At 56.8% G+C, this 24,649-nt stretch carries 21 protein-coding genes, 1 tRNA gene and 1 pseudogene; 12 read left to right on the forward strand and 11 right to left on the reverse strand.

The annotated features are described in order from the left end of the window. Together QZ725_RS12340 and QZ725_RS12345 are read right to left on the reverse strand one after the other, a co-directional pair. Positions 1-399, reverse strand: a pseudogene (locus tag QZ725_RS12340) (hypothetical protein); the annotation flags it as partial. Next, on the reverse strand, positions 396-575 hold the full coding sequence (locus tag QZ725_RS12345) for a hypothetical protein (RefSeq protein WP_293779974.1): 180 nt from the start codon (positions 573-575) through the stop codon (positions 396-398). The pseudogene QZ725_RS12340 and the gene QZ725_RS12345, both read right to left, overlap by 4 nt. A 354-nt stretch (positions 576-929) precedes the next feature. Here QZ725_RS12345 and QZ725_RS12350 point away from each other — a divergent pair. Both QZ725_RS12350 and QZ725_RS12355 read left to right on the forward strand, forming a co-directional pair. Then, positions 930-1,005, forward strand: a tRNA-Thr gene (locus QZ725_RS12350). A gap of 325 nt (positions 1,006-1,330) precedes the next feature. After that, complete coding sequence (locus tag QZ725_RS12355; RefSeq protein WP_293780028.1) at positions 1,331-1,822, forward strand: universal stress protein; 492 nt, start codon at positions 1,331-1,333, stop codon at positions 1,820-1,822. 76 nt (positions 1,823-1,898) lie between these two features. Here the strand turns inward: QZ725_RS12355 and glpK are convergent, their stop codons facing one another. Together glpK and QZ725_RS12365 are read right to left on the reverse strand one after the other, a co-directional pair. Next, a complete protein-coding gene (glpK, locus tag QZ725_RS12360) occupies positions 1,899-3,401 on the reverse strand; it encodes a glycerol kinase GlpK (RefSeq protein WP_293779976.1) in 1,503 nt (500 codons plus the stop codon). A gap of 14 nt (positions 3,402-3,415) precedes the next feature. After that, positions 3,416-4,306, reverse strand: a complete 891-nt coding sequence (locus QZ725_RS12365; RefSeq protein WP_293779978.1) for an SMP-30/gluconolactonase/LRE family protein — start codon at positions 4,304-4,306, stop codon at positions 3,416-3,418. 85 nt (positions 4,307-4,391) lie between these two features. On the opposite strand from QZ725_RS12365, the gene QZ725_RS12370 reads away from it, so the two are divergent. Beyond that, entirely contained in the window at positions 4,392-5,303 is a 912-nt protein-coding gene (locus QZ725_RS12370; protein WP_293779980.1) for an NAD(P)-dependent oxidoreductase, read from the forward strand. Positions 5,304-5,464: 161 nt separating this feature from the next. After that, entirely contained in the window at positions 5,465-5,926 is a 462-nt protein-coding gene (locus QZ725_RS12375; RefSeq protein WP_293779982.1) for a hypothetical protein, read from the forward strand. A 61-nt stretch (positions 5,927-5,987) separates the two neighbouring features. Here the strand turns inward: QZ725_RS12375 and QZ725_RS12380 are convergent, their stop codons facing one another. After that, positions 5,988-7,181, reverse strand: a complete 1,194-nt coding sequence (locus QZ725_RS12380; RefSeq protein ID WP_293779984.1) for a M20 aminoacylase family protein — start codon at positions 7,179-7,181, stop codon at positions 5,988-5,990. A 255-nt stretch (positions 7,182-7,436) separates the two neighbouring features. Here QZ725_RS12380 and QZ725_RS12385 point away from each other — a divergent pair, with 255 nt between their 5' ends. After that, positions 7,437-9,116 (forward strand): long-chain-fatty-acid--CoA ligase, encoded by a 1,680-nt coding sequence (locus QZ725_RS12385; protein ID WP_293779986.1) that lies wholly within the window; start codon positions 7,437-7,439, stop codon positions 9,114-9,116. A gap of 21 nt (positions 9,117-9,137) precedes the next feature. Here the strand turns inward: QZ725_RS12385 and QZ725_RS12390 are convergent, their stop codons facing one another. Further along, positions 9,138-9,548 (reverse strand): acyl-CoA thioesterase, encoded by a 411-nt coding sequence (locus QZ725_RS12390; RefSeq protein ID WP_293779988.1) that lies wholly within the window; start codon positions 9,546-9,548, stop codon positions 9,138-9,140. A 75-nt stretch (positions 9,549-9,623) separates the two neighbouring features. Between QZ725_RS12390 and QZ725_RS12395 the strand changes: the two genes are divergently transcribed. From QZ725_RS12395 to QZ725_RS12425, 7 genes are all read left to right on the forward strand, one after another. After that, a complete protein-coding gene (locus QZ725_RS12395; RefSeq protein ID WP_293779990.1) occupies positions 9,624-11,495 on the forward strand; it encodes an ABC transporter ATP-binding protein/permease in 1,872 nt (623 codons plus the stop codon). Positions 11,496-11,645: 150 nt separating this feature from the next. Further along, positions 11,646-12,545 (forward strand): transporter substrate-binding domain-containing protein, encoded by a 900-nt coding sequence (locus QZ725_RS12400; protein WP_293779992.1) that lies wholly within the window; start codon positions 11,646-11,648, stop codon positions 12,543-12,545. A 62-nt stretch (positions 12,546-12,607) separates the two neighbouring features. Further along, a complete protein-coding gene (locus QZ725_RS12405) occupies positions 12,608-13,333 on the forward strand; it encodes an amino acid ABC transporter permease (protein ID WP_293779994.1) in 726 nt (241 codons plus the stop codon). Beyond that, entirely contained in the window at positions 13,326-14,012 is a 687-nt protein-coding gene (locus QZ725_RS12410; RefSeq protein ID WP_293779996.1) for an amino acid ABC transporter permease, read from the forward strand. The genes QZ725_RS12405 and QZ725_RS12410 overlap by 8 nt, the downstream gene beginning before the upstream one ends. A 40-nt stretch (positions 14,013-14,052) precedes the next feature. Continuing rightward, a complete protein-coding gene (locus QZ725_RS12415) occupies positions 14,053-14,778 on the forward strand; it encodes an amino acid ABC transporter ATP-binding protein (protein WP_293779998.1) in 726 nt (241 codons plus the stop codon). Positions 14,779-14,871: 93 nt separating this feature from the next. Further along, positions 14,872-15,939: a dihydroorotase gene (gene pyrC / locus QZ725_RS12420; RefSeq protein WP_293780000.1), complete on the forward strand. Its 1,068-nt coding sequence runs from the start codon at positions 14,872-14,874 to the stop codon at positions 15,937-15,939. Between the two features lie 22 nt (positions 15,940-15,961). After that, positions 15,962-16,774 carry a DUF3025 domain-containing protein gene (locus tag QZ725_RS12425; RefSeq protein WP_293780002.1) on the forward strand — a complete coding sequence of 271 codons (813 nt, stop codon included), beginning with the start codon at positions 15,962-15,964 and terminating at the stop codon, positions 16,772-16,774. Here the strand turns inward: QZ725_RS12425 and QZ725_RS12430 are convergent. From QZ725_RS12430 to QZ725_RS12450, 5 genes are all read right to left on the reverse strand, one after another. After that, positions 16,764-18,005 (reverse strand): TolC family protein, encoded by a 1,242-nt coding sequence (locus QZ725_RS12430; RefSeq protein WP_293780004.1) that lies wholly within the window; start codon positions 18,003-18,005, stop codon positions 16,764-16,766. The genes QZ725_RS12425 and QZ725_RS12430 overlap by 11 nt on opposite strands. Further along, positions 17,983-21,096: a CusA/CzcA family heavy metal efflux RND transporter gene (locus QZ725_RS12435; protein ID WP_293780006.1), complete on the reverse strand. Its 3,114-nt coding sequence runs from the start codon at positions 21,094-21,096 to the stop codon at positions 17,983-17,985. Before QZ725_RS12435 ends, QZ725_RS12430 begins: the two co-directional genes overlap by 23 nt. 8 nt (positions 21,097-21,104) lie before the next feature. Then, entirely contained in the window at positions 21,105-22,238 is a 1,134-nt protein-coding gene (locus QZ725_RS12440; RefSeq protein WP_293780008.1) for an efflux RND transporter periplasmic adaptor subunit, read from the reverse strand. A 109-nt stretch (positions 22,239-22,347) separates the two neighbouring features. Continuing rightward, positions 22,348-23,718 (reverse strand): HAMP domain-containing sensor histidine kinase, encoded by a 1,371-nt coding sequence (locus QZ725_RS12445; protein WP_293780010.1) that lies wholly within the window; start codon positions 23,716-23,718, stop codon positions 22,348-22,350. Further along, complete coding sequence (locus tag QZ725_RS12450; protein WP_293780012.1) at positions 23,715-24,455, reverse strand: response regulator transcription factor; 741 nt, start codon at positions 24,453-24,455, stop codon at positions 23,715-23,717. The genes QZ725_RS12445 and QZ725_RS12450 overlap by 4 nt, the downstream gene beginning before the upstream one ends. Positions 24,456-24,649 lie beyond the last annotated feature (194 nt).

Genomic DNA, 24,649 nt, shown 5'->3' on the forward strand with positions numbered 1-24,649 from the left:
GCCCGCGGATTTACCCTTTAACCGAATGGGCCGAGTCTCACCCGTGAGACTGTCAGGCGGTGCTACCACGCCCGCCTGACTAAAACCGTCGCCTTCGGCGACTGCCGAAACCGCATCGGCAGCGGCCACGCCGCTGCGCGTCGCAGCCACTTCCATGCGTTTCGTCACGAAGGCTTTTACCGCTGGATTTTCCAGGGCGCGGAGGGCCGATTTGACGTCCACAGCGGCGACACGGTAGCCATTCGGATACCGGAGCTGGACGCGGAACTGGCTGTTCGGCAGTTCGAGCTGGAAGCGGGCCTTTGCCTGGCGTGCCAGGAGGATGCAAGCCAGGAAGTCGTCGGAGCCACCCGAGCAGATGACGCCGGATCGGCAATGGATTTCGTAGAAGGTTTTCATTTTCCGTTACGCGTAACGGAAATTCCGTCATCGCCCTGGGCAAGGAAATTGAATTTGCGACGCTGACGGAATTCGCGTTGCCGCTGTGCGTTGGATTTAGCGTCAGGCTTGCGAGGGCGACCGCGCCCTGGCTTTGTGAATGCATCGACGGTGTAGACGTCTGCGGTCTGCTTCATCGGTTTACCTTTTGCGGAGGTGTGGTATCGTTAACCGGACCAAACGGACTAGTGTCCGTTCGGACTTGTGCGGAATATAGTCCGTTCGGACATTAATTGCAATGGGGAATTTTTATGAGTTACTTGGAAGTTGTACGGAAGGCACTGAAAGGGCGCAGCGTGTACGCGGCTTCCAGGGACTGGAATGTTCCGCAGAAAACTCTTGACCGCTACAGCAAAGGTGAGCGCTTGCCGGACTACACAACAGCGCTGATGATTGCAGAAGAGGCCGGGATAAGCGGAGATGAGATGTTAAAAACGCTTGCGCAAGAAGAGCAGGCACGGAAACAAAAAATCGGATACAATTCTGACCGCGCTGATGTAGCTCAGTTGGTAGAGCAACTGATTCGTAATCAGTAGGTCGGTGGTTCGATTCCTCTCATCAGCACCAGTCGTATCAAAGGGTTAGCTTTGGCTAGCCCTTTGTCTTTTTAGGCATGCTTTCACGCATCGATACCTGTCTTCAATATGTGGTTGTGATATCCATCCAACTGCATTAAGCAATCTCTCGAAACGATCTTTTGGCAGTTGCCTGTCAATTTACATATAAATTGACCAGTTCGAAGAGTGTTCTTTACGAAAAATTGAGAAACGCATTGATCTTCCTGCGCGCTTTGCCTATGTTTAAAACGTAAAGACTACGTATGGTTCGTCGGTAGACCAGTTGAGATATTTCTCGACAAAAAAATATAAAGGAGGCTGTCATGCGTAAGGTGATGATTCCCGTAGATGGTTCGAAAACCGCCTTGCACGCACTTGATCATGTTGTGCGGCAGCGTGCTTTGCATCCAGAAGAGTTGCACATCACCTTATTGAATGTGCAGCCAAGATTGCCTCGTCATATCACGCGTTTTGCGACAGCGTCAGCGGTCAGGCAGTTGCAGGAAGAGCGAGCAACCATGGCAATGAAAGAAGCCGTGGATAAACTGGCTGCATCCAATATTTCGTATGACGTGCGCGTGCATAAAGGGGATGCCGCCGAACAAATCGCGCAGCATGCCGCTGCTGCCAACGTTGAGCGGATTGTGATGGGCGCGACAAAAAAGAATGCATTGCTACGATTTTTTCAGGGGTCGATTGTTAGTAAGGTAATGGAGCGCACGGACGTGCCAGTGGAAGTGATTGCATCCGGCAAGGCAAGCAGGATGGAACGTTTTGGTATTCCAGTCGGTATCGGATTGACTTTCCTGTGGCTGGCGGTGGAGTGAAAACTTTATAACCTAACGTTTTAAGCCAAACTTTCGGGCTGCCTGCGGGCAGCTCTTTTGTTTTGTTGCAGACACCTCATGCATCAGGGCTGGCCCAATCGCGTGAGCGTGCAATGGCGCGATGCCAGGTTGTCAGGCGTGTTGTGCGTTCATCGAGCGACATAGCGGGTTCAAAGCGGCGTTCGATCTGCCACTGTTGCGCAATTTCTTCGCACGATTGCCAAAAGCCGACAGCCAAGCCAGCGAGATAGGCAGCGCCAAGTGCCGTGGTCTCTGTGATTTTCGGACGAATGACAGGTGTGCCAAGAATGTCAGCTTGAAATTGCATCAGCAGATTGTTGCGTGCGGCACCGCCATCAACACGCAACTCGCTAAGCGGTGTGGCAGCGTCCTTTTGCATGGCATCCATCAAATCGGCGGTTTGGTAGGCGATGCTTTCGAGGACGGCGCGTGCAATATGTGCCTTGCCTGTGCCGCGCGTCAGCCCGAGGATAGTGCCTCGCGCATAAGGATCCCAGTAGGGCGCACCTAGTCCATTGAAGGCGGGGATAAATAACACGCCGTCCGAATCCTGCGCTGATGCGGCGAGTGCTTCAATATCATCCGAGCGTGCGATCAATCCAAGCGCGTCGCGTAGCCATTGAACGATGGCGCCGGCCATGAAGACACTGCCTTCGAGCATGTAGCTGACCGCGTGTTGCGGCGCGTCGCAGTGCCACCCTACCGTAGTCAATAATTGATTGTGTGACGGCTTCGGTGTGTTCCCGGTATTGAGCAGCATGAAGCAGCCCGTGCCATACGTGTTTTTTGCCATGCCTGATTTGAAACAACTCTGACCGAATGTGGCGGCTTGCTGATCGCCTGCAACACCACAAATGGGGATAGGGCTGCCAAAATGTTCGGGCTGCGTAAGAGCGACATGGCCGCTGCTGGCAACGATCTCCGGCAAGAGTTGGCGTGGAATTTCAAGCGCTGCCAGTAATTCGTCATCCCATGCGAGTGTATGAATATTGAACAGCAAGGTACGGGATGCGTTGCTGACGTCCGTGCAATGACGCCCGCCAAGTTTATAGAGCAGCCATGCATCGACGGTGCCAAAGGCGAGTTCTCCGCGCTCGGCTCTCCAGCGTGCATCCGGAATATGGTCCAGCAGCCATTTGAGTTTAGTGCCGGAAAAGTAGGCATCCAGCAGCAAACCTGTTTTCTCGCTAAATAGCCATTCCAGGCCCGCTTCTTTCAATTCTTCGCATATGCCGGCGGTACGACGATCCTGCCAGACGATTGCATTGGACAACGGTTCGCCTGTTTGACGATCCCACAGCACGGTGGTTTCGCGCTGGTTGGCGATGCCAATGGCAGCGATATCCTGCGCGGAAACGTGATGTTGCTGCATGACGTCACGCGCTACCTTCAGTTGCGATTGCCAGATGGCATTGGCATCGTGCTCGACCCAGCCGGGCTGAGGAAAGATTTGCGGGAAATCCTGCTGCGCCAGTCCATGAATTTGGCCGGCACGATCAAACAGGATGGCGCGCGAACTGGTCGTTCCCTGATCGAGGGCGAGAATGTAGCGACGCATGAGAGAAATGGAAGTTAACCGCGATAGAACGATTCAGCCAGTCCCGGCACGTCAACACGCATCTTCAGCAGATGGCCTGAAAGCGGATGTGCCGCCAATTCTTCCGCCGATCGATTCTTGCTGGCGCTAGTGATATAGAGTGTGCGCAGATCATCATCCCCGAACGCCATCATGGTCGGGCAGCGTACGGGCAGGGCGACTTCCTGCAGGATCTCGCCTTCGGGCGAAAGCCGCACCAGACGACTGCCTTCGAACATTGCAGCCCAGTATGCGCCTTCGCTATCGACGGCGCCGCCATCCGGGCGGCCGCCGTAGCGTGGATCCTTGCGATCGTTATCAAAAGTGTGAAAGACGCGTTCGCCAGTGATGGTGCCGGAGGCCAGATCGTAATCGTAGGCAAAGATGCGATGCGCACTGGTATCACTGTGGTACATGGTGCGATGGTCGATACTGAAGGCAAGGCCGTTCGAGACGGTTGCGCGCTTGCCGCTATCGGTCAAACTGTTGTGATCGACGCTGTAGAGCGCAGCGGCTGGTTGATCGCGTGGTTCATAGATGGTGCCGACCCACAATCTTCCGGCAACGTCGCAACGGCCGTCGTTGAAGCGTGTGGTTTGCTGATCGTACGGTGCGTCTTGTAGCATGGAAAGTTTGCCGCTTTCGGTGTCCAGGCGGGCCAGACCGGAGCGCAGTGCTACCAGCAAGCCGCCCGCCTCATGCAAGGCGATGCAGCCGGGTTCGGTGGGCATGGGCCAGCTTGTATGGTTGCCGGTGCCTGGTGTAAGACGGTGCACCGCGTGACCGTCAATATCCACCCAATACAAGACACCCTCATGCGGGTGCCACAAAGGGCATTCGCCCAGTTGCATTTGCAGGTTCAGTGCCGGCTGCCAGTTTTCCGTCATCAGATTTGCCTTTTCAAAGTGGAATGCCCATTATGCAGGCAAAATATCGTCCTATAACCGTTCTATAGCATTCAAGGAGTTCGAAGTGAAGCAGTCCCCCGCGACGCCACGTATTGCCTTTCTTGGTATCGGCCTGATGGGCAAGCCCATGGCAACCCGATTATTGCAGGCAGGTTATGCCGTCACTGTGTGGAATCGCACGCGTGCAAAATCGGAGGAACTGGTGTCCTTTGGTGCGGTCGTGCAGGAGACGGCAGCAGAGGCGGTAGCCGAGGCGGATATCGTCATCACCATGCTGGAAGCCGGGCCTATCGTGTTGCAAGTGATCGCGGCGGCGTTGCCCGGTTTGCGCAGCGGCGCACTGGTGGTCGACATGAGCTCGACGCGCCAATCCGAAGCGCAGGACTTGTACGCCAGGTTGGCGGAACATGGTGTGCGCTTTATCGATGCGCCGGTATCCGGCGGCGTGGTCGGCGCACAAGCCGGAACGCTTGCAATCATGGCTGGCGGCGATGCGCGGGATTTTGCCGAAGCAGAGCCTGTGTTGAGCATCATGGGACGTCCGACACTGGTCGGTCCGGCTGGCTGCGGGCAGATCGCAAAATTGTGCAATCAACTGATTGTCGGCGGCACGCTCAATATCGTGGCAGAAGCCTTGTTGCTGGCGCAGGCCGGTGGCGCCGATCCTGCCGCGGTGCGTACAGCCATTCGTGGCGGATTCGCCGAGAGCCGGGTTCTGGAAGTACATGGACAGCGCATGCTGGAACGCAACTTCATGCCGGGCGGGCAGGTCATGAGTCAGCACAAGGATCTGGAAAATGTGTTGATCGCCGCAAGCAATGCCGGCCTCAAGTTGCCGGTAACCGAACTCGTAACGGCGCATTACCAGTCGCTGATGAATGAGACACCGCGTGCCGACCAGTCGGCCGTGTTGCTTGCGCTGGAAAAAGGCAATGCAGGATTGCGTCTGGGCGATGCGCCCGATCAGCTTCCCTAACCTCCTTAGGTTGCTCTTTGCGTTAGAATGACGAGGCGGGCAGGACAGGAAGCCCGTTCTCGCAAAAGCCGATGCACCTGTCGCGTGGTACTGTTGTACACACACAACCACAACACCTCCTTTTGTCGTAGCGAGAGCGACGTTTGCGAAAGGAAACGTTTATGTGGCCTACCCATGCCCCCTCTATTGCCGAAGGTCGTCACCCCCTCGGCAGCCATCTCGATCATCTGACTTTTCTGCGTCGTTACGCACGGCGGCTATTGCGTGATGTGCGCGGCAGAGAGCAAGCACGTGCCTTACCGGTTTTACGCAGATTGATTGCACAGAAAGTGACGCATGAAATACGATTGAGCGAATTGCACGCCATCCGTGTATCGATGCAGCTCAAGCACATTTTGCATATGATCGCGCGTGAACTCGGATTCCCCGCCTGGGAAAACTGCAAGCAGGCGATCAATCAACAACCAGACCATGTACTCGATCGCTATCGTATCGATCTCGGCATGTTCGATGATTATCCATTGAACTGGTTTGCCGATGCGGAAACTGCACGGCAATGGCAGCGCGAACATGGCGGTTATCTGATTGCTTATGGCGGGCAGATGGTCGTCGTATTGTCCTGATGTAAAAATAAAAGGCACGATCGATTCGTGCCTTTTTGTATTTCAGCCTAGCCTGAACCTGTTATCTCGCGGCAAGCCACGTTTCCGCCAGACGAACCCAGTAGGTTGCACCGATCGGCAACAGATCGTCATTGAAGTCGTAACTGGGGTTGTGCAGGTTGCATGGCCCCAATCCGTGGCCAGCCATCCGGTGGTCGCCTTCACCATTGCCGATGAAGACATAGCAGCCGGCCTTTTCTTCCAGCATGAAGGCAAAGTCCTCGGCACCCATGGTCGGCTCGACGCTGCTGTTGACCTTGTCCGCACCGACCACATCCTGCATGACCTGTACTGCAAAAGCTGTTTCTGCAGCGTGATTGATGAGCGCCGGATAATTACGCTTGAAATGGAAGTCGATCTCGGCATCGAACGCGGCAGCCGTATGCTCTGCGACGGCTTGCATGCGCTGTTCGATCAGGTCCAGTGTGGCAGCATCGAAAGTGCGGACTGTGCCCACCAGCCGGGCATCGTCTGGAATGACGTTGGTGGCGCTGCCGGCATGAATCTGCGTGATCGATAGCACGGCAGAGTGCAGCGGATTGCGATTGCGTGTAATGATGGTTTGCCAGCTCTGCGCGATCTGTACTGCCACCATCACGGGATCGATGCCTTTGTGCGGTTGTGCGGCGTGGCAACCCTTGCCGCGGACAACGACTTCAAATTCATTGCTCGACGCCATCATGGCGCCCGCCGTCACACCGAACTGACCGACCGGAATGCCGGGCCAGTTATGCATGCCGAATACCGCATCCATCTTGAAGCGTTCGAACAAGCCATCTTCCATCATGCGCTTGGCACCGCCACCGCCTTCTTCGGCGGGCTGGAAGATCAGATAAACCGTGCCATCGAAGTTGCGATGTGTTGCTAGATAATGTGCCGCACCCAGCAGCATGGCAGTATGCCCGTCATGACCGCAGGCGTGCATCTTGCCGTTGTTCTTCGAGGCGTGCGCGAAGGTATTGATTTCTTGCATTGGCAGGGCATCCATGTCGGCGCGCAAGCCGATGGCACGTTCGCTCGTGCCATTCTTGATGATGCCCACCACGCCGGTCACGCCGAGCCCGCGCACGATGGGAATGCCCCATTCGGTCAGTTTTTGCGCTACCAGCTCAGCCGTATCGTGTTCTTCGAAACACAGTTCGGGATGTGCGTGAATCGCACGACGTATGGATTGCAACTCGGTCTGGAATTGCACGATGGGATCGATCAGATGCATGCTTGTCTCCGTCATGATCATGCCGTCGCTTGCGAGAATGATACTTCCACGCAGAAATGGCGAAGGCGCGATGTCGTCCTCTATGGTACGCCAAAATGCAAAACGTACGAGGCGCCAAGCGCTTGGAAAGGCCCTGCAGCGGGCATGGCAAAATGCTTGCACTGCGGCAGTTGCATCGATAGCATCTGTGTATGGATGTAGCGTCCGCGGCATCGTTTGCCAGCCCCGAATAATAACGACTGATATGAGGTGGAGATGAACAAGTTATGGTTGCAGTCTTATCCGCAGGGCGTGCCCGCCGATATCGACTTTACCCAGTACGGTTCGCTGGTGCAGTTGCTGGAAGAAGCGTTCGATAAATATGCGGACCGGCAAGCCTATGTCTGCATGGACAAGTTCCTCACCTATCGCGAGGTCGATCGTTATTCTGAAGTCCTGGCAGCCTGGTTGCAGGGAACGGGCTTGCCGCAAGGTGCGCGCGTCGCGCTCATGATGCCGAACGTACTGCAATATCCGATCGCCATTGCGGCCGTCTTGCGTGCCGGCTATGTCGTGGTGAATGTCAATCCGCTGTACAAGCCGCGCGAGCTGCAGCATCAATTGATCGATTCGGGTGCCGAAGCGATCATCATCCTCGAAAATTTTGCCGCCACTTTGGAAAAGGTGATTGGCAACACGCAGGTCAAGCATGTGGTCGTTGCCAGCATGGGTGACATGCTCGGTGGCATCAAGGGCAGCATCGTTAATCTGGTGGTGCGCCATGTGAAGAAAATGGTGCCGGCATTTTCTCTGCCTGCTGCCGTGCCCTTCAAGCAGGCGCTGGCGCAGGGTGCAGGCCAAAGAATGCAAAAGCCGGAGTTGCATCGCACCGATATCGCCTTCCTGCAATACACGGGCGGCACGACGGGTACGGCCAAGGGCGCAGTGCTCACGCATGCCAATATCATCGCCAATGTATTGCAGAACGAAGCGTGGATCATGCCAGTGGTGTGCAAGCAGCCTGCCGACAAGGCGATGACATTCATTTGCGCATTGCCGCTGTATCACATCTATGCGCTGACGGTCAGTTGCGTGACGGGTTTGCGTCTCGGTGCCATGAATGTGCTGATTCCCAATCCGCGCGATATCGCAGGGTTGATCAAGGAGCTCAAGAAATACCCTTTCCATCTGCTACCTGCGGTCAATACCTTGTACAACGGTTTGCTCAATCACCCTGACATCAAGACCGTGGATTTTTCGAGCCTGCTGCTTTGCAACGGCGGCGGCATGATGATGCAACAGGTGGTGAGCGAGCGCTGGCAGGCACTGACCGGCAAGACCATCATCGAGGGCTATGGACTGTCGGAAACCTCGCCGGTGGTGACGGCCAATCCGGTCGATGCCACGGCGTTTTCCGGCATGATTGGCTTGCCGGTTTCTTCTACCGAGATTCGCATCATCGACAGCAACGATAGCGATGTTCCACTGGGGCAGCCTGGCGAAATCGCGATTCGCGGCCCGCAAGTGATGGCGGGTTACTGGAACAATCCGCTGGAAACGGCGCAGTCGATGACGGCCGATGGCTTTTTCAAGTCGGGCGATATCGGCATCATGGATGCGCGCGGTTATATCAAGATCGTCGATCGTAAGAAAGACATGATTCTGGTGTCCGGCTTCAACGTCTATCCGAGCGAAATCGAAGGTGTTGTGGCAGCGCATCCCGGTGTACTGGAATGCGCCTGTATCGGCGTGCCTGACGAACATACGGGTGAAGCCGTCAAGCTATTCGTCGTCAAGCGCGATCCGGCATTGACCGAAGACATGCTGCTGCAATACTGCCGCGAACAATTCACCGGTTACAAGAAACCCAAGCACATCGAATTCCGTACCGATCTGCCGAAATCTAACGTCGGCAAGATTCTGCGGCGCGAATTGCGTGAAGAGCAGAAGGCTTGATCAATCTGCCGAGTTCCTGTCTCAGTCGATGACTGGCAGCGGGCGTGGCCGGCGCTGATCGTCAGTCGCGACATAAGTCAGCGTGGCTTCCGTAACCTTGACGATATCGATGTCCAAGCGATTGCGTTCGGCATAGCACTCGACGTTGACGGTCACCGATGTCGTGCCCACGCGTACGATGTCTGCATAGATCGATAGCAGATCGCCGACGAAGACAGGCTGCTTGAATAGGAAAGAATTGACGGCCACGGTGACAACACGTCCGTTCGCGCGGCGTGTGGCACACACAGAACCAGCCAGATCGACTTGCGACATGATCCAGCCGCCGAATACATCGCCATGCATGTTGGCATCATCCGGCATCGCGACGACGCGCATTTGCGGCACTTTGCCGACTGGCAGGTTGGTGTTGTGTTCACTAGGTTGGGACATGCTGGCTCCGGTGAAAGGTATCGCTAGGCGCTACAATCCTGCCTGCCCAGCATAAACCATCCTTCATTTTCGCGTATGCGTCGCACTCCCTCTTCCGAACCATCATTGCCACCGCGCGAAGGGCGCGACGATTGGGCCGCATTGTCCACGCTGCTGCCTTATCTCTGGACCTATAAGTGGCGTGTCGGCTTTGCCCTCCTTTGTCTGGTGGCCGCCAAGATGGCGAATGTGGGTGTACCGCTGGTGCTCAAGCACTTGATCGACAGCCTGACCTTGCCCGCTGGCAGCGTGCAAGCCATGTTGGTATTGCCGCTTGGCCTGTTACTGGCATATGGTGCGTTGCGCTTGTCGACCACCTTATTCACGGAGTTGCGTGAATATCTGTTCGCGCGCGTGACGCAACGTGCAGTGCGAACAATCGCGCTCAAGGTTTTTCGGCATTTGCATGCACTGTCGTTGCGCTTTCACTTGAATCGCCAGACCGGCGGCATGACACGTGATATCGAACGTGGAACGCGTGGCATTTCCTCGCTGGTGTCGTACACGCTGTTCAGCATCCTGCCCACGTTGGTCGAGATCGTGCTGGTGCTCGGTTATCTGGCATTGCATTACCACATTTGGTTTACGCTCATCACGCTGGTGGCCCTGCTTGCCTACATCGCGTTCACCGTGATCGTGACGGAGTGGCGTACACATTTCCGCCGCACGATGAACGATCTTGACTCGCGTGCCAGCACCAGAGCCATTGACTCGCTACTCAATTATGAGACGGTCAAATATTTCGGCAATGAGGATTACGAGGCAAAGCGCTATGACGAAGGCTTGCAGCGTTACGAAGCTGCGGCCGTCAAGTCACAGACTTCATTGTCACTGCTGAATACGGGACAGTCGGCCATCATTGCCATTGCCGTGACGGCCATCCTGTGGCTGGCAACGACGGAAGTGGTCGCAGGAAGGATGACGCTGGGCGATCTGGTACTGGTCAATGCCTTCATGATCCAGCTCTACATTCCGCTCAATTTCCTCGGCGTGATCTACCGTGAGATCAAGCAAAGTATGGCCGATATGGAGCGCCTGTTTTCCTTGCTGGACGAGAATCGCGAAATTGCCGATCAACAGCAGGCATCGCCCTTGCAGGTAGCCGGTGCCGAGGTGCGCTTTTCCCATGTGGATTTTAGCTACGAAGCCAATCGGCAAATTCTGTTTGATGTAGATTTCACGATTGCGGCGGGAACGACGACGGCGGTGGTCGGCCATAGTGGCTCTGGCAAGTCCACGCTGTCGCGCCTGCTGTTCCGTTTTTACGATGTCAATTCGGGGGCGATCACGATTGATGGACAGGATGTGCGGCAGGTGTCGCAACAATCGCTGCGGCAAGCCATCGGCATCGTCCCGCAGGACACCGTACTGTTCAACGATACGATCGAATACAACATTGCCTACGGTCGTCCAGGTGCAACGCGCAGTGAAATCATCGAGGCGGCCAAGTCGGCTTACATTCATGACTTCATCGAATCGCTGCCAGCCGGTTACGACACCATGGTGGGCGAACGCGGATTGAAATTGTCCGGCGGCGAGAAGCAACGCGTTGCCATTGCGCGCACCCTGCTCAAACAACCCGCCATCCTGATTTTCGATGAGGCGACGTCGGCACTCGATACGCATGCCGAGCAAGCCATTCAATCGCAGTTGAAGGAAATTGCACGCGAGCGCACCACACTGGTTATCGCCCATCGCCTTTCCACGATTGTCGATGCGGCACAGATTCTGGTGCTCGAAAAGGGGCGCATCATCGAGCGCGGGACGCATGCGGCATTGTTGGCGCAGCAGGGCGCGTATGCGCGTATGTGGCATCAGCAGATTCAGCAGAAAATCGTTGCCGTGAATGCGGAGGAAGACGATTTGCTCGACATACTGGCAGCACCGGGCGATTCTGCGCTACGCTAGGGCCGTTGCCGGATGCAAGGAACCGAATGCGGGAAATGCATTCTATGCATACGGTACCCGCTTCCTGCCGCATCCAGAAAAAGGATGTGCATGGCGTGAAAATTGCAAACGAGAAGTCGCGGGGCCACTGTCTTTTCATGAGGGGGGAACATGGGCTGGAAAAAATGGTGCGGTATCGTCGCAGGCGGAATGATGCTATCCGTCGCCTTGCAGGTACAGGCGGAGGAACTGACTGGCACGCTGAAGAAGATCAAGGCAACCGGCACCCTCTCCATCGGCTACCGCGAATCGTCGATTCCGTTTTCCTATCTTGATAACCGCGCCCAGCCGATCGGTTACGCAATCGATTTGTGCATGAAGATCGTCGATGCAGTAAAAGCAGAACTGAACATGCCTGATCTCAAGCTGCACATGCAGCCTGTGACATCCAGCAATCGCATTCCCTTGCTCAAGAACGGCACGATCGATCTCGAATGTGGTTCGACGACCAATTCCAAGACCAGACAGAAACAGGTTGCCTTCGGACCGACCTATTTTCTGATCAATATTTCTGCCGCCGTGAAAAAGACATCCGGTATCGATAGCATTGCGCAACTCGATGGCCGCACGATTTCCACCACGTCGGGTACGACATCGGTGCCATTGCTGCGAGCCTATCAACGCGGCAAGGAAGTGCGTGTCAAGGAAATCTACGGCAAGGATCATGCAGAGTCGTTCCTGCTGATGACGGAAGATCGTGCCGTTGCCTTTCTGATGGACGATATTCTGCTGGCAGGGCAAATCGCTAATGCGAAAAAGCCCGAGCTCTACAAGATTCTGCCGGAATCGCTGCGGCAGGAGCCTTACAGCATGATGCTGCGCAAGGATGATCCGCAATTCAAGGCGCTGGTAGACAAGGCGGTTGGCGATGTCATGCGCTCGGGCGAGATCCTGACCATGTACGACAAGTGGTTCATGCAACCTATTCCACCGCGTCGATTGAATTTGAATTTCCCGTTGAAGGATGCGCTGCGCGAGGTATTCCGGCACCCCAATGATGACGGCGTATGAACATAGATGTGCAACACGAGAAACAGGGTAATTTCATTGACTGACATGAAGGTAGGTGCAGGATGGACCTGAGCATATTCTTGGAGCCGATGGCCCCGGGCGATCCGACATGGGGCGCCATGCTGCTGTCGGGATTGGGCTGGACGATGGCAGTTGCAGTGCTGGCCTGGATCATGGCTTTCATCATTGGATCGCTGGTGGGCATTGCGCGTACCACGGACAAGCGCTGGCTGGTGATACTTGGTGGCGCTTATGTCGAACTGTTCCGCAACATTCCCTTGCTGGTGCAATTCTTCGTTTGGTATTTCGTCGTGCCGGGTTTGATTCCGGCGGTCAAATCCTTTGTGATTCAGTTCGATCCGATCCAGCAGCAATTCGCCACGGCCGTGATTTGTCTGGGCTTCTTTACGGCAGCACGGATTGCGGAGCAGGTACGCTCCGGTATCCAGGCCTTGCCGCGAGGTCAACGCAATGCCGGTTATGCATTGGGGCTGACGCAATTGCAAACCTATCGTTATGTGCTGTTGCCGATGGCATACCGGATGATCATTCCGCCGATGACGTCCGAAATGATGAACCTCATCAAGAACACGGCCGTTGCCTATTCGATCGGTCTGGTCGAACTGTTCTTCCGCACGCGAGAAATGGGTGAGATGACCTTCCGTTATTTCGAGGCATTTGCCGCCGCCACGTTGATGTACCTGCTGATCGCGCTGGCCGCCAATCGTCTGATGGCATTCGTCGAGCGACGTCTGGCCATTCCAGGACAGGGAGGTCGCCATGTTTGATTTTGATTATGCGGTCATTACCGATAGCTGGCCGTTGCTGCTGATCGGTATTCAGTACACCCTGCAACTGACCGTGATTGCCACCATCGGTGGTGTCGTGCTCGGGACCTTGCTGGCAATGGCGCGATTGTCGAACAACAAGGTACTGTCGATGACGGCTGCCGGCTACGTCAACGTCATGCGTTCGGTGCCGCTGCTGCTGGTTATCTTTTGGTTCTACTTCCTGTTGCCGCTGGGTTTGCAATGGGTCACCGGCTCGGAATGGCCGATGGCAATTGGTGCTGATCGTTCGGCCTATATCACCTTCATTCTGTTCGAGGCTGCCTACTTCTGCGAAATCATGCGCGCCGGTATTCAGAGCGTGCCGCGCGGGCAGGTGAATGCCGGTTATGCGCTGGGCTTGAACTACGGACAGTCGATGCGCCTGATCGTCTTGCCGCAGGCATGGCGCAATGTGCTGCCGTTGCTGCTGACGCAGACCATCATTCTGTTCCAGGACGTGTCGCTAGTATCGCTGCTGAATGTCACCGACTTCGTCGGTGCCGCTGTCAAGATCGCGCAGCGTGACAGTCGCGTGGTCGAGATGTATCTGTTCATCGCCGTCGTGTATTTCTTCATGAGTCTGGGCTTGTCGCTGATCGTCAAGCAGATTCACAAACGCACGGCCATCATTCGCTAACACGTAGTACCGCAAAAGAATTCCATCGGAGGATGCATTCATGATCGAGATCGATAACGTCAGCAAATGGTATGGCAGCTTTCAGGTGTTGACTGATTGCACGACCAGTGTGAGCAAGGGTGATGTAGTGGTCGTGTGTGGCCCGTCGGGGTCGGGCAAATCGACACTGATCAAAACCGTCAACGGCCTGGAGCCGTTTCAGAAAGGACGCATCATCGTCAATGGCATGGCCGTCGGCGAGAAGGGCACGGATATGTCGAAACTGCGCTCGCATATCGGCATGGTGTTCCAGAATTTCGAACTGTTTCCACATTTGTCGATTCGACAGAATCTGACGTTGGGTCAGGTCAAGGTGCTGGGCCGCAGTGAAGAGGAGGCGACCGAACGCGGTCTCAAGTATCTGGAGCGCGTTGGTCTGCTCGCGCACAAGGATAAATTCCCCGGTCAGTTGTCGGGTGGCCAGCAGCAGCGTGTCGCGATTGCGCGCGCGTTGTCGATGGACCCGGTCGCCATGTTGTTCGATGAACCGACTTCCGCCCTCGATCCGGAAATGATCAATGAAGTGCTGGATGTGATGGTTGGTCTCGCGCAGGAAGGCATGACGATGATGGTCGTCACACACGAAATGGGCTTTGCGAAGAAGGTCGCCAATCGTGTGATTTTCATGGACAAGGGCACGATCATTGAGGATTGCAGCAAGGAGGAATTCTTCGGTTCAGCCCGTTCGGAGCGTGCACAGGATTTCCTAGCGAAGATCATTCACTGAGGATTGCGTATACGGTGGCGGCCCTTGTCGGCATGCACAGGGCAGTGCCGTTGCACGAACAGGTAAAATGGCGGGATTCAAGGAATCCCGATCATGACCATCCAGAACTCGTCCCAGCATTCGACCACGTCCCGCCTGACCATTACCCGCCCAGACGACTGGCACCTGCATTTGCGCGACGGTGCCACGCTGGCGTCGGTGCTGCCGGATACGGCACGTCAGTTCGCGCGTGCCATCATCATGCCGAATCTCAAGCCGCCCGTCACGACGACAGCGCAGGCGCAAGCCTATCGCGAGCGCATTCTTGCGGCACTGCCGCAAGGCATGCAGTTCGAGCCGCTGATGACGCTGTATCTGACCGACAATACGCCGCCCGAAGAAATTCAACGTGCGCGCGATAGCGGCATCGTGCATGGTGTGAAACTGTATCCGGCCGGTGCGACGACCAATTCCGATGCCGGTGTCACCAGTCTTGCCAAATGCAGCAAGACATTGGAGATGATGCAGAAAGTCGGCATGCCCTTACTGGTGCATGGTGAAGTCACCGACCAGAGCATTGATATCTTCGATCGTGAAGCCGTCTTCATCGACACCATCATGAAGCCGCTGCGTCGTGACATGCCTGAATTGAAAGTGGTGTTCGAACACATCACCACCAAGGACGCGGCCGACTACGTGATGGACGCAGAAGGTCCGATTGCCGCCACCATCACCGCGCATCACCTGCTGTACAACCGCAATGAAATCTTCAAGGGCGGTATTCGTCCGCACTATTACTGTCTGCCGGTCCTCAAGCGCGAACTGCACCGTCAGGCGCTGGTCGCCGCGGCGGTATCGGGCAGCAAGAAATTCTTTCTCGGCACCGATTCGGCACCGCATCCCAAAGGCATGAAAGAGCATGCATGCGGTTGCGCTGGCTGCTACACCGCCTTGCATGCGATGGAGCTGTACACGGAAGCCTTCGATCGTGCCGGCGCACTCGACAAGCTGGAGCAATTTGCTTCGTTCAACGGCCCCGATTTCTACAGCCTTCCACGCAACAGCGGCACCATGACGCTGGTGCGTGAAGAGTGGAAAATCCCGAGCGAACTACCGATGGGGAATACCACGGTCGTGCCGCTCGATGGTGGCCAGAAGATGGGTTGGAAAGTAACTGCCTGAGCACGCTTCCTTCGACTTTTCCATGCAAGCGTCATTCCTGCAAGACATCGACTGGTCAAGCCCGTGGCTGGCGCATGTACGCGAAGTGGGACAGGCAATTGCCACTGCTCCCGATTGGCGTGATGCCCTCAATCGTGCGATTGCAGAACGCGGGGTTTGCAATCATCGCGGCATGCTCGTTCATTTCGTGCCGCAGGCCGATCTGCCTGTCGGTACGGCCTACGAGCACTTCATCAGCGAAACCGGCGGTGTGCCGACGCGTGACAATCTGCATGATTTTTTCAATGCACTGGTGTGGTTGCACTATCCGTGCATCAAGGTGCAACTGAACGCCTTGCAGGCGAAGGAAATTGCGCAGCAGTTATCGATGCCTGCCGGCATCGGTCATGCGCCGCGCGGCAAGGTGCGCGATGCCGCTACCATCTTCGATGAAAACGCTGTGCTGTTTGTGACCAGTGAGCCGCTATTCGTGGAGATGCTGCGCCAGCATCGCTGGCAGGAATTGTTCGTAATGCAACGTGATGTCCTGATGCGGCAGTCCCGCATTAGTCTGTTCGGTCACGCGCTGATGGAAAAGCTGATTAAGCCCTACAAGGCGATCACGGGGCATGTTTGGGCCGTGCTGATGGATGGCGAGGTCAGTTCAGATCAAGCGGCGATGGCGGCAGTGGATTGCCATGTCGCGCAACAGATTGCGCATGGCGTGAGTACAGCTGATTTTTCGCCCTTGCCGGTACTGGGCGTACCAGATTGGTGGCAAGGGCAGGATGCTGCGTTTTACGCGGATCAGGGTGTTTTCCGCCCACCCCGCTTGCGAGCGACCGTCAAGGTTTGACGGCCAGCCCCGAAGGAATGTCGCCTGCAGCAAAACGTACATCGAGTTCGGCCTGCAACACAGACTCCATCAGGTCGAGATACGTCATCTGCTTTTCCGCAACCGACTGGATCGAATCAAGCAACTCAAGCACGGTACCTTGGCCATAGGTATAGGCATCCTGCGCCATCTGATTGAGCGCAGGCAGCATCGCCAACCCTTCATCGCGGAAGCGGTTGGTCAGCATCAGGCGCTGCGCCAGCAGATCGGTGGCCCGTTGCAGTTCGTTTTGCGCATTACGGATCACCGCTTCGCGGCGCAGCATCGCCTCGCGGGCTTGCGCCTGCGCCTTGGCAATTTCACCCTGACGACGATTGAATAACGGAATCTCCACCGACACGCCAAGCACCGAATGTCGTCCTTCGCTATCGCGCAGCTTGCCGACACCGATCGATGGCGTTGGCCATGCTTCGCGTTGTTCGACTTCGATCATCTTGTCGGCGCGTGCCTGCTCGGCGATGGCGGCACGCACAGCCGGAATGCGATTCTGCGCATCTTCCCACAAGGTGCTGAATGCCGGTGCCTGCGATGATGGTTGCATGACACCGACTGCCACGGGCCGCCATTGCGGGACGGCGATGGCGGCAGCAACGCGCGCACGCGCATCCGACAGTGCAGCCTGTGCCTGGGCGACCTGCATCTGTGCATTGGCGCGTTCGAGATCGATACGCGTCTTGTCATAACGGCTGCGTGCGCCGGCTTCAACCTGACCGTTGACGATGCGACGCGCTGCATCCATCTGTGTTTCGGCTTTCTGCCGTTGCGCATACTTTTCCTGTGCAATCAGCAGCGTGATGAAGTCGCGTGCCGCGTCGCGCAGGCGATCTGCCCGTGCAGCATCGACACGTGTGCTGGCTGCTTCGATGCCGAGTTGCGCGCCTTCCATGCGTTTGCCGCGTTGACCGAAGATGGGAATGGGCTGCTCGATCGCCATTTCCTTCTCGCCGGGTTTGCGTGTGTAACCAACTACGGGATTCGGGATGGCCGAAGCGGTTTGCAGATCGGCTTGTGCGGCATCGATCTGCATGCGGTCTGCCTGCAGATCGGGATTGCGTTGCTGCACCAGCTGCAGGAATTCAGGCAAGGCGATGCGTTCAGGCAAGGCATCAGCAACTGCCAGAGTTGTCGTGCCGCTGCTCAACAGCATCAGCACGACGCCGCAAATGTGCTTATTTTTGTTGAGCCAACGCATCGCGTTCCTCCGAAGTCATCATGTTTCGCGGGCCGAAGAAGTAGTAGAGAATCGGTAGCAGGAAGAGCGTGACCAGCGGCAGGATCGCCATGCCGCCGACGATCACGGACGCGAATGGACGTTGCGTTTCGCTGCCGACACCGGTGGACAAGGCCATCGGCAGCAGGCCGAGCAGCGCCAGCAGCGTGACCAGCAACACCGAACGCATGCGTTCAGCCGTGCCTTCGATCAGTGCTTGCAGCATCGGCATGTTCTGGCGCCGCAAATCTTCCACGGCACTGAGCACCAGCAGGCCAACCAGTGCCACCTGACCGAGCAGTGCAATGAAGCCGATGGCGGCACTGATCGACAGCGCGATACCGGTCAGATGCAGCGCGAGAATGCCACCGATCATGGCAAAGGGGGCGGTCAGCAGAATGATGCCGGCGCTGCGTGCATTGCCGAGTGCGCCGTACAGCAGGGCAAACACGATGACCAGCGACAGCGGAATCACGATCTTCAAACGAGCCGCAGCGCGTTGCTGGTTTTCCCATTCACCGCCCCATTGAGCGATATAGCCTTCGGGCAGTTTCACCGTGCTCTTGAAGGCGGCCAGCGCATCTTTCACGACCGAGCCGATATCACGCCCTTCGACGTTGAATTTGAGCGCCATGTAGCGTGCATTGCCTTCACGGAAGATAGATGAATTGCCGATCTTGAAGCCGATCTTGGCAATCGCATGCAGAGGCACGGTCTTGCCGTTCGAAGCCGGCACCACGATTTCACGTATGCGCGCTTCGTCCATGCGGTCGGCATACGGCAGGCGTACGCGGACCGGCACGCCGTGTTCGCCCTCCCATAGCGTGGTGACAACCTGGCCTGCGAGCGCGATCTCGACAGCGGTTTCGGCCTCCTCCATCGAAATGCCGTGACGTGCCAGCGCCAGACGGTCGAACTCGATATGCAATTGCGGGGCAGGCGCATCGCGATACAGACCCAGATCGACGACACCCGCAATCGGTTGCACGGCGGCCTTGGTCTGTTGCAGTATTGCGCGCAGCGTTGGGATATCCGGGCCATACAGTTTTAGCACCACATGGCCGCGTGCGCCTGACGTTGCTTCCTCGACGCTGTCGCGAATCGGTTGAGCGAAGTTGAATGCCACACCGGGAATTTCGCTGAGCGAGGCACGCATTTCCTTGATCAGTGCGGGTTTGGTTAACCCGGCTCGCCACTCGGTACGTGGTTTGAGGCGTACCAGCACCTTGGCCAGATTCAGGGTTTCGTTATCGGTACCGGATTCAGGTCGGCCTTGTTCGCTCGTCACGCTGTTGGCTTCGGGGAAAGCACGCAAACGCGCACGCACGTCACGCAGAATTTCCTGGCCTTTCTCGAGCGAGATCGACGGTGCCATCTGCACCAGCACGTAGGCATCGCCTTCATCAAGCTCGGGCAGGAATTCGGTCCCCAGATAGATCGATGACGCGAGCGCCAAGACCAACGCTGTGCTCGCGCCAACCAATATCAGACGGCGCTTTTGCACATGCTGCACGATGTTGCCCAGATGGTGCTGGTAGACTTGGTGCATGCGATCAAAGATCTTCGGCTCGGCAATGTTGACGTGCTTGGGCTTGAGCAGGAAGGCACATAGCGCCGGTACCAGCATCAAGGCGAACACCAATGCGCCTAGCAAGGCGAAGGTGTAGGTCATGGCCAGAGGTCGGAAGATGCGGCCTTCCACGCTTTCGAGCGAGAACACCGGGATCAGCGCCGCAATCACGATCGCCATCGCAAACAAGGTCGGACGGGCGACGGCAACCGCGGAATCGATGATGATCGAATACATGTCCGCGCGGGTTTTCGGATGTCGCAGTCGCGCGTTGCGTATGATGTTTTCCGTCAGCACCACCGCGCCATCGACGATGATGCCGAAGTCGATGGCACCCATCGAAATCAGGTTGGCCGGCATGCCGAGCAGATGTAGGCCGATGAAGGCGACCAGCAGAGACAGCGGAATCACGGTCGCCACGATCAGCGAGCCGCGTATGCTGCGCAGGAAAAGCCAGAGTACGCCGATGATCAGCGTGGCGCCGAACAGCAGGTTGTGTTGCACCGTACCGAGCGTGTGCGAAACCAGTTCCGAACGATCGTAGCTTGGCTCCATGCGCATGCCTTGCGGCAGGATGCCATCGTTGAGCGCTTCGACCTTCTTGTGAATTTGTTCAAGCACTTTGGATGGATTTTCATCACGCTTGAGCAACACCACGCCTTGCACGATGTTGTCCTGATCGTCCATGCCGACCGAACCCTGGCGCGGCGTATGCGATTGCATCACGCGTGCGACATCGCCGACGGTGATCGGCGAACCGCGATCTGCGCGCACCACCACAGCGGCGATATCTTCCGGCGTGCGCAGCAAGCCGATGCCGCGGATGATCAGGGATTGCTCGCCACGTCGCAGCAGGCCGCCACCGATGTTCTTGTTCGATTTTGATAGGGCGGTCGTCACATCGCCAAGCGTCAGACCCAGGCCGGCGAGTTTGGCGGGACTGACTTCGATATGGAATTCCTTCACGAAGCCACCGATGCTGACGACATCCGCCACGCCTTGCACCTGTTTCAAAACCCGTGTGACCGTCCATTCCTGCGTACTGCGCAACTCAGCCAGGGTATGTCGATCGCTGTTGAGTCGGTAATAGTAGATCTTGCCGAGTGGCGTATAGTCGGGCGCCATTTCGGGGGTGATGCCATCGGGTAAATCGGCTTGGGGTAGGCGCTGTGTAACTTCGGAACGGGCGCGGAAGCTGCGTGTGTTGTCATCGAACACCATCGAGATCATCGATAGGCCGAAGTAGCTTTCTGAGCGTAGCGAAATCAGGCCGGGCGTGCCGTTGAGTACACGTTCCAGTGGCAGCGTGATCTGGCGTTCGACTTCTTCCGGCGCCAGACCCGGTGCTTGTGCAATGATGCCGACCTGCACATTGGTTACGTCCGGGTAGGCTTCGATTGCCGTGTGCAGATAGGAATAGACGCCATAGACGGCAACTGCCGCCGTGAAGACGAGAGCAACCAGTCGTCGATGGACGACGAAGGAGAGAAAGGCTTTCAGCATGACGACTCCTACAGCAACTGGCTGGCAGCGCCATCAAGCAGCAGACCGCCACGCACGACTACACGATCACCCGGCTTGAGGCCGGAAATGACCGCGATGTTGCCGCGGGACGGTGCGCCCAGCGTGACGTCGCGCGCTTCGAAGGTGTTCTCGCCGGTTTGCACGTAGACAATCGAGCGGCGCTCATCTTTGATGAGGACGGCGCTTAAAGGAATAACCATGCCGGGTTGGCTAGGTACTTGCAGGCCAACACGCGCCAGCATGCCAGGACGCAGTTCGGGCAAAGGCTTGTCGCTATCGAGCGTGACAAACACCGGCGCGCGGCGCGTTTCGGCGCTCAATACGGCACCGATGCGCTGAATCTTGCCGGAGACCAGCGACGACATGGACGACAGTTCGATCTGTGCCGGTGCGCCGACGCGCATGCCGGTCAGATCATTCTCGAAAACTTCCGCGACAACCCAGACAGCCTTGGGGTCGCCAATCACGAACAACGGATCGCCGGTCGGCTCTACAGTGGCACCGATGGTCGCATTACGCGACGCAATCACGCCAGTGCGTGGCGCACTGATGACGATGCGATCGTTCTTGCCTTGCCCCATCAAGCCGACCGTGCGACGTGCGCGTTCCATTTCCTGCTCGGCTTCACGCAAGCGTGCTTCGGCTGCCAGCTTGTCGACTTGTGTGCCGACATTTTTTTCGTACATTGCTTGCTGGCGCTTGGTTTCGGTCAGCGCAACCTGATAGCCGACTTCCGCCTTGCTCAACTCGTAGCGAATGCGCACGGCTTCCGGGCTGGCGAGTGTGACCAGAGGGCTGCCCTGTTTGACGACATCGCCGACGTTGGCATGAATTTCGACGACGCGCGCTGAAACTTGGGCGTTGACCGCCGTTACCTGATCGTCACGAAAGGCGATATGCGCAGGTGCCCACGCGGTTTGTGTGTCCTGCATGTCTTTGACGGTCTGGATGTCCAGCATCTTCATCGAAGCGGGCTGGATCTTCAGTTGGCCGGGAACTTGAGAGTGAACCGGTGCTGCGGGACTGGGTTTGACCGGGTCCGGCTTGCTGCATGCCGTCAGACCGGCGGTCAGGCAGCAGGCAACCAGCAAGCTGCCCGCTGCTTTGTTTGGGTAAAACATCCGTCTCTTCCTTCGCATATTTCGAGTGTGCGCCGCTCAGGATTCAGACGAATCTGCGGTCTCTGAACGATGGTAATGCGGGGAAGTAAAGACGGGAATGGCTGGCAGATTACGATTCGGTAATGTCATGTGCATTGAAGCGCATGCTGACGGTCAGGCCGGGTTCGGCGTTGGTAAAACGGATTTGTCCCCCATGCAATTGCACGATCGCAAAGATGCTGGCAACCCCCAAACCATGACCGGGGCGTTGTCGGTCGCCACGGAAAAAATGACGGCCGATGTTGGGTAAAAGGGCTTCATCGATGCCCGGTCCGTTATCGCATACCGTGATGACGGCTTCCGTGTCCTGTAGTGCCGTACCGATCTCGACCACTGCGTGTGCACCTGCGTATTTCAGCGCGTTATCGACGAGATTGGCGATGGCGCTCCCCAGCAAATCACGGTCGCCCAGAATCACCGGATTGCCGTCGATGCGGGCTGTCAATGTGCTGCCATTTTCTTCCGCCACGGGTTCGTAAAGGTCGATGACATCGGCGACCAGGTCATTCAATACGACCGGTACAAAAGCCTGGCGGCGTGTGCCGGCTTCGACCTCGGCAATGTTGAGAAGCTTGTCAAACATGACACCCAACTCTTCGATTTCGCGTGAGGTGAAACGTAACGCTTGCTCGCGTGATGCAGCATCGAGATTGTCGCTTTTTCGCAACCTGAGGAGGATACGCGTCAGTGGGGTACGCAAATTGTGGGCTATCGTGTTGGAGACATGGCGTACGCCCGCCATCAATCGTTGTTGCTGATCCAGCATGTCGTTGATGTCGGCATTGAGGCGCGAGAATTCATCGCCTTCGGAAGTCAGGGGAATACGCTTGCTCAAATCGCCTTGCTTCACATGCGTGACCAACTGATGAATGCTGCTGATACGGATGCGCAGTTCGCGACGAAACAGCAAGGCAGCGCCGATCGACATCAGAATGCCGAGTACACCGGCAATCAGGCCGGCACGATTGAACAATGCCTCGATTTCTAGTTGATGGTTGATGTCGCTGCCGACCAGCAGTTGGCTACCATCGGACAGGGTTTCGACCATCATGCGGCCGTAGGTTTCGCGGCCATTGCGGATCACACGTGCATCCGCCAAGCCTTTACGGATCGCGACGGAGGAGGGAATTGCTGGGATGTTGCCAATCAGCTTGTGACCGTCGGCATCGGTCAGCAAATAGATTTCCGTGTCCGAATAGATGTCGTCGCGGAAGATATGCTGGATTTGCTGGATCAGCCCGCGTTGACCTTCGTGCAGAAAGTCTTCCTGCAGTCGATGCGCGTTGGCCAGAATTTGCTTGTCGATGCGATGTTGCAGCACGGTGACCGTTTGCAGATAGAAAATCGCAAACAGCACGAGCAGGGACAACACGAGCAAGGCGCTGTAGTGGAATGCCATGCGGAAGGCAACCGAGCGCCAAGGGCCGAATGCCAGCTTCATGTGGGCGATGCCGGTTCATCTGACATGCCGGCAGGCGCCTTGTCCTGCATGAGGCGTGCCGACATGATGTAGCCGACATTGCGGCGCGTATGGATCAGTGGTGGCGAGAAGCCCTTGTCCACCTTGTTGCGCAGGCGGCTGATGTGGGCATCGATTACATTGGTTTGCGGATCGAATTGATAATCCCACACGGCTTCCAGCAGCATGGTGCGCGTCAGAATTTGTTCGGCATGTGTCATCAGGTACGCCAGCAGGCGAAATTCGCGCGGCTGCAATGCCAAAGGTTGCCCGGCACGTTCGGCGCTGCGCGTCAGCAGATTGATTTTCAGGTCTGCCATGTGCAGTTCGCGCACCTCGGCCGCAGGTTGCGGTTGCGACCAGCGAATCAGCGCTTCCACGCGTGCCGATAATTCCTGAAATGCAAACGGCTTGGTCAGGTAATCGTTGCAACCTGCCTGCAGGCCGCGCACACGCTCATCGATGGCCGATAGCGCACTCAGGATCAGAACGGGCGTGCGCTTGCCCAGATCGCGCAAGGCGGCAAGGATGGACAAGCCGTCCACACCGTTCGCCAGCATGCGGTCGAGGATGATCACATCCCACGATTCGCTGGTCGCACGCGACAAGGCTTCCTCGCTATCCGTGCACACCTCCGCGCCATAGCCGATCTCGTTGAGCCCCTTGGCCAGATAGCGGGCGTTATGCAAATCATCTTCGATGATGAGGCAGCGTGGCATGAGCGTGGCAATGTGGGCGATGGGATGATGCGAGCCATTGTAGAGGAGTCATGGCGCATTGGAAATTCGGTGTTGCAAAGCGTGTGCAAGAGGAGGGTCGTAATACTGCATTTAGTGCGACCAAAGCACAGTGATGTGCTTCGGGCACGACGCTATGCCGTAGAGAGCGGATGTCAAATGTTGAGAGGCGACGC

This window comes from uncultured Oxalicibacterium sp. (assembly GCF_913776015.1).
Lineage (GTDB): Bacteria > Pseudomonadota > Gammaproteobacteria > Burkholderiales > Burkholderiaceae_D > Oxalicibacterium.

Coding starts and splice junctions, on each gene's coding strand:
- QZ725_RS12400 (WP_293779992.1), top strand. CDS start 11,646: ATGGGCTGGAAAAAATGGTGCGGTATCGTCGCAGGCGGAATGATGCTA.
- glpK (WP_293779976.1), bottom strand. CDS start 3,401: ATGCGTCGCTACATTCTCGCCCTCGATCAGGGAACGACCAGTTCGCGC.
- QZ725_RS12445 (WP_293780010.1), bottom strand. CDS start 23,718: ATGAAGCTGGCATTCGGCCCTTGGCGCTCGGTTGCCTTCCGCATGGCA.
- pyrC (WP_293780000.1), top strand. CDS start 14,872: ATGACCATCCAGAACTCGTCCCAGCATTCGACCACGTCCCGCCTGACC.
- QZ725_RS12385 (WP_293779986.1), top strand. CDS start 7,437: ATGAACAAGTTATGGTTGCAGTCTTATCCGCAGGGCGTGCCCGCCGAT.
- QZ725_RS12365 (WP_293779978.1), bottom strand. CDS start 4,306: ATGACGGAAAACTGGCAGCCGGCACTGAACCTGCAAATGCAACTGGGC.
- QZ725_RS12395 (WP_293779990.1), top strand. CDS start 9,624: ATGCGTCGCACTCCCTCTTCCGAACCATCATTGCCACCGCGCGAAGGG.
- QZ725_RS12380 (WP_293779984.1), bottom strand. CDS start 7,181: ATGCATCTGATCGATCCCATCGTGCAATTCCAGACCGAGTTGCAATCC.
- QZ725_RS12390 (WP_293779988.1), bottom strand. CDS start 9,548: ATGTCCCAACCTAGTGAACACAACACCAACCTGCCAGTCGGCAAAGTG.
- QZ725_RS12440 (WP_293780008.1), bottom strand. CDS start 22,238: ATGTTTTACCCAAACAAAGCAGCGGGCAGCTTGCTGGTTGCCTGCTGC.
- QZ725_RS12435 (WP_293780006.1), bottom strand. CDS start 21,096: ATGCTGAAAGCCTTTCTCTCCTTCGTCGTCCATCGACGACTGGTTGCT.
- QZ725_RS12375 (WP_293779982.1), top strand. CDS start 5,465: ATGTGGCCTACCCATGCCCCCTCTATTGCCGAAGGTCGTCACCCCCTC.
- QZ725_RS12405 (WP_293779994.1), top strand. CDS start 12,608: ATGGACCTGAGCATATTCTTGGAGCCGATGGCCCCGGGCGATCCGACA.
- QZ725_RS12450 (WP_293780012.1), bottom strand. CDS start 24,455: ATGCCACGCTGCCTCATCATCGAAGATGATTTGCATAACGCCCGCTAT.
- QZ725_RS12430 (WP_293780004.1), bottom strand. CDS start 18,005: ATGCGTTGGCTCAACAAAAATAAGCACATTTGCGGCGTCGTGCTGATG.
- QZ725_RS12415 (WP_293779998.1), top strand. CDS start 14,053: ATGATCGAGATCGATAACGTCAGCAAATGGTATGGCAGCTTTCAGGTG.
- QZ725_RS12345 (WP_293779974.1), bottom strand. CDS start 575: ATGAAGCAGACCGCAGACGTCTACACCGTCGATGCATTCACAAAGCCA.
- QZ725_RS12355 (WP_293780028.1), top strand. CDS start 1,331: ATGATTCCCGTAGATGGTTCGAAAACCGCCTTGCACGCACTTGATCAT.
- QZ725_RS12425 (WP_293780002.1), top strand. CDS start 15,962: ATGCAAGCGTCATTCCTGCAAGACATCGACTGGTCAAGCCCGTGGCTG.
- QZ725_RS12410 (WP_293779996.1), top strand. CDS start 13,326: ATGTTTGATTTTGATTATGCGGTCATTACCGATAGCTGGCCGTTGCTG.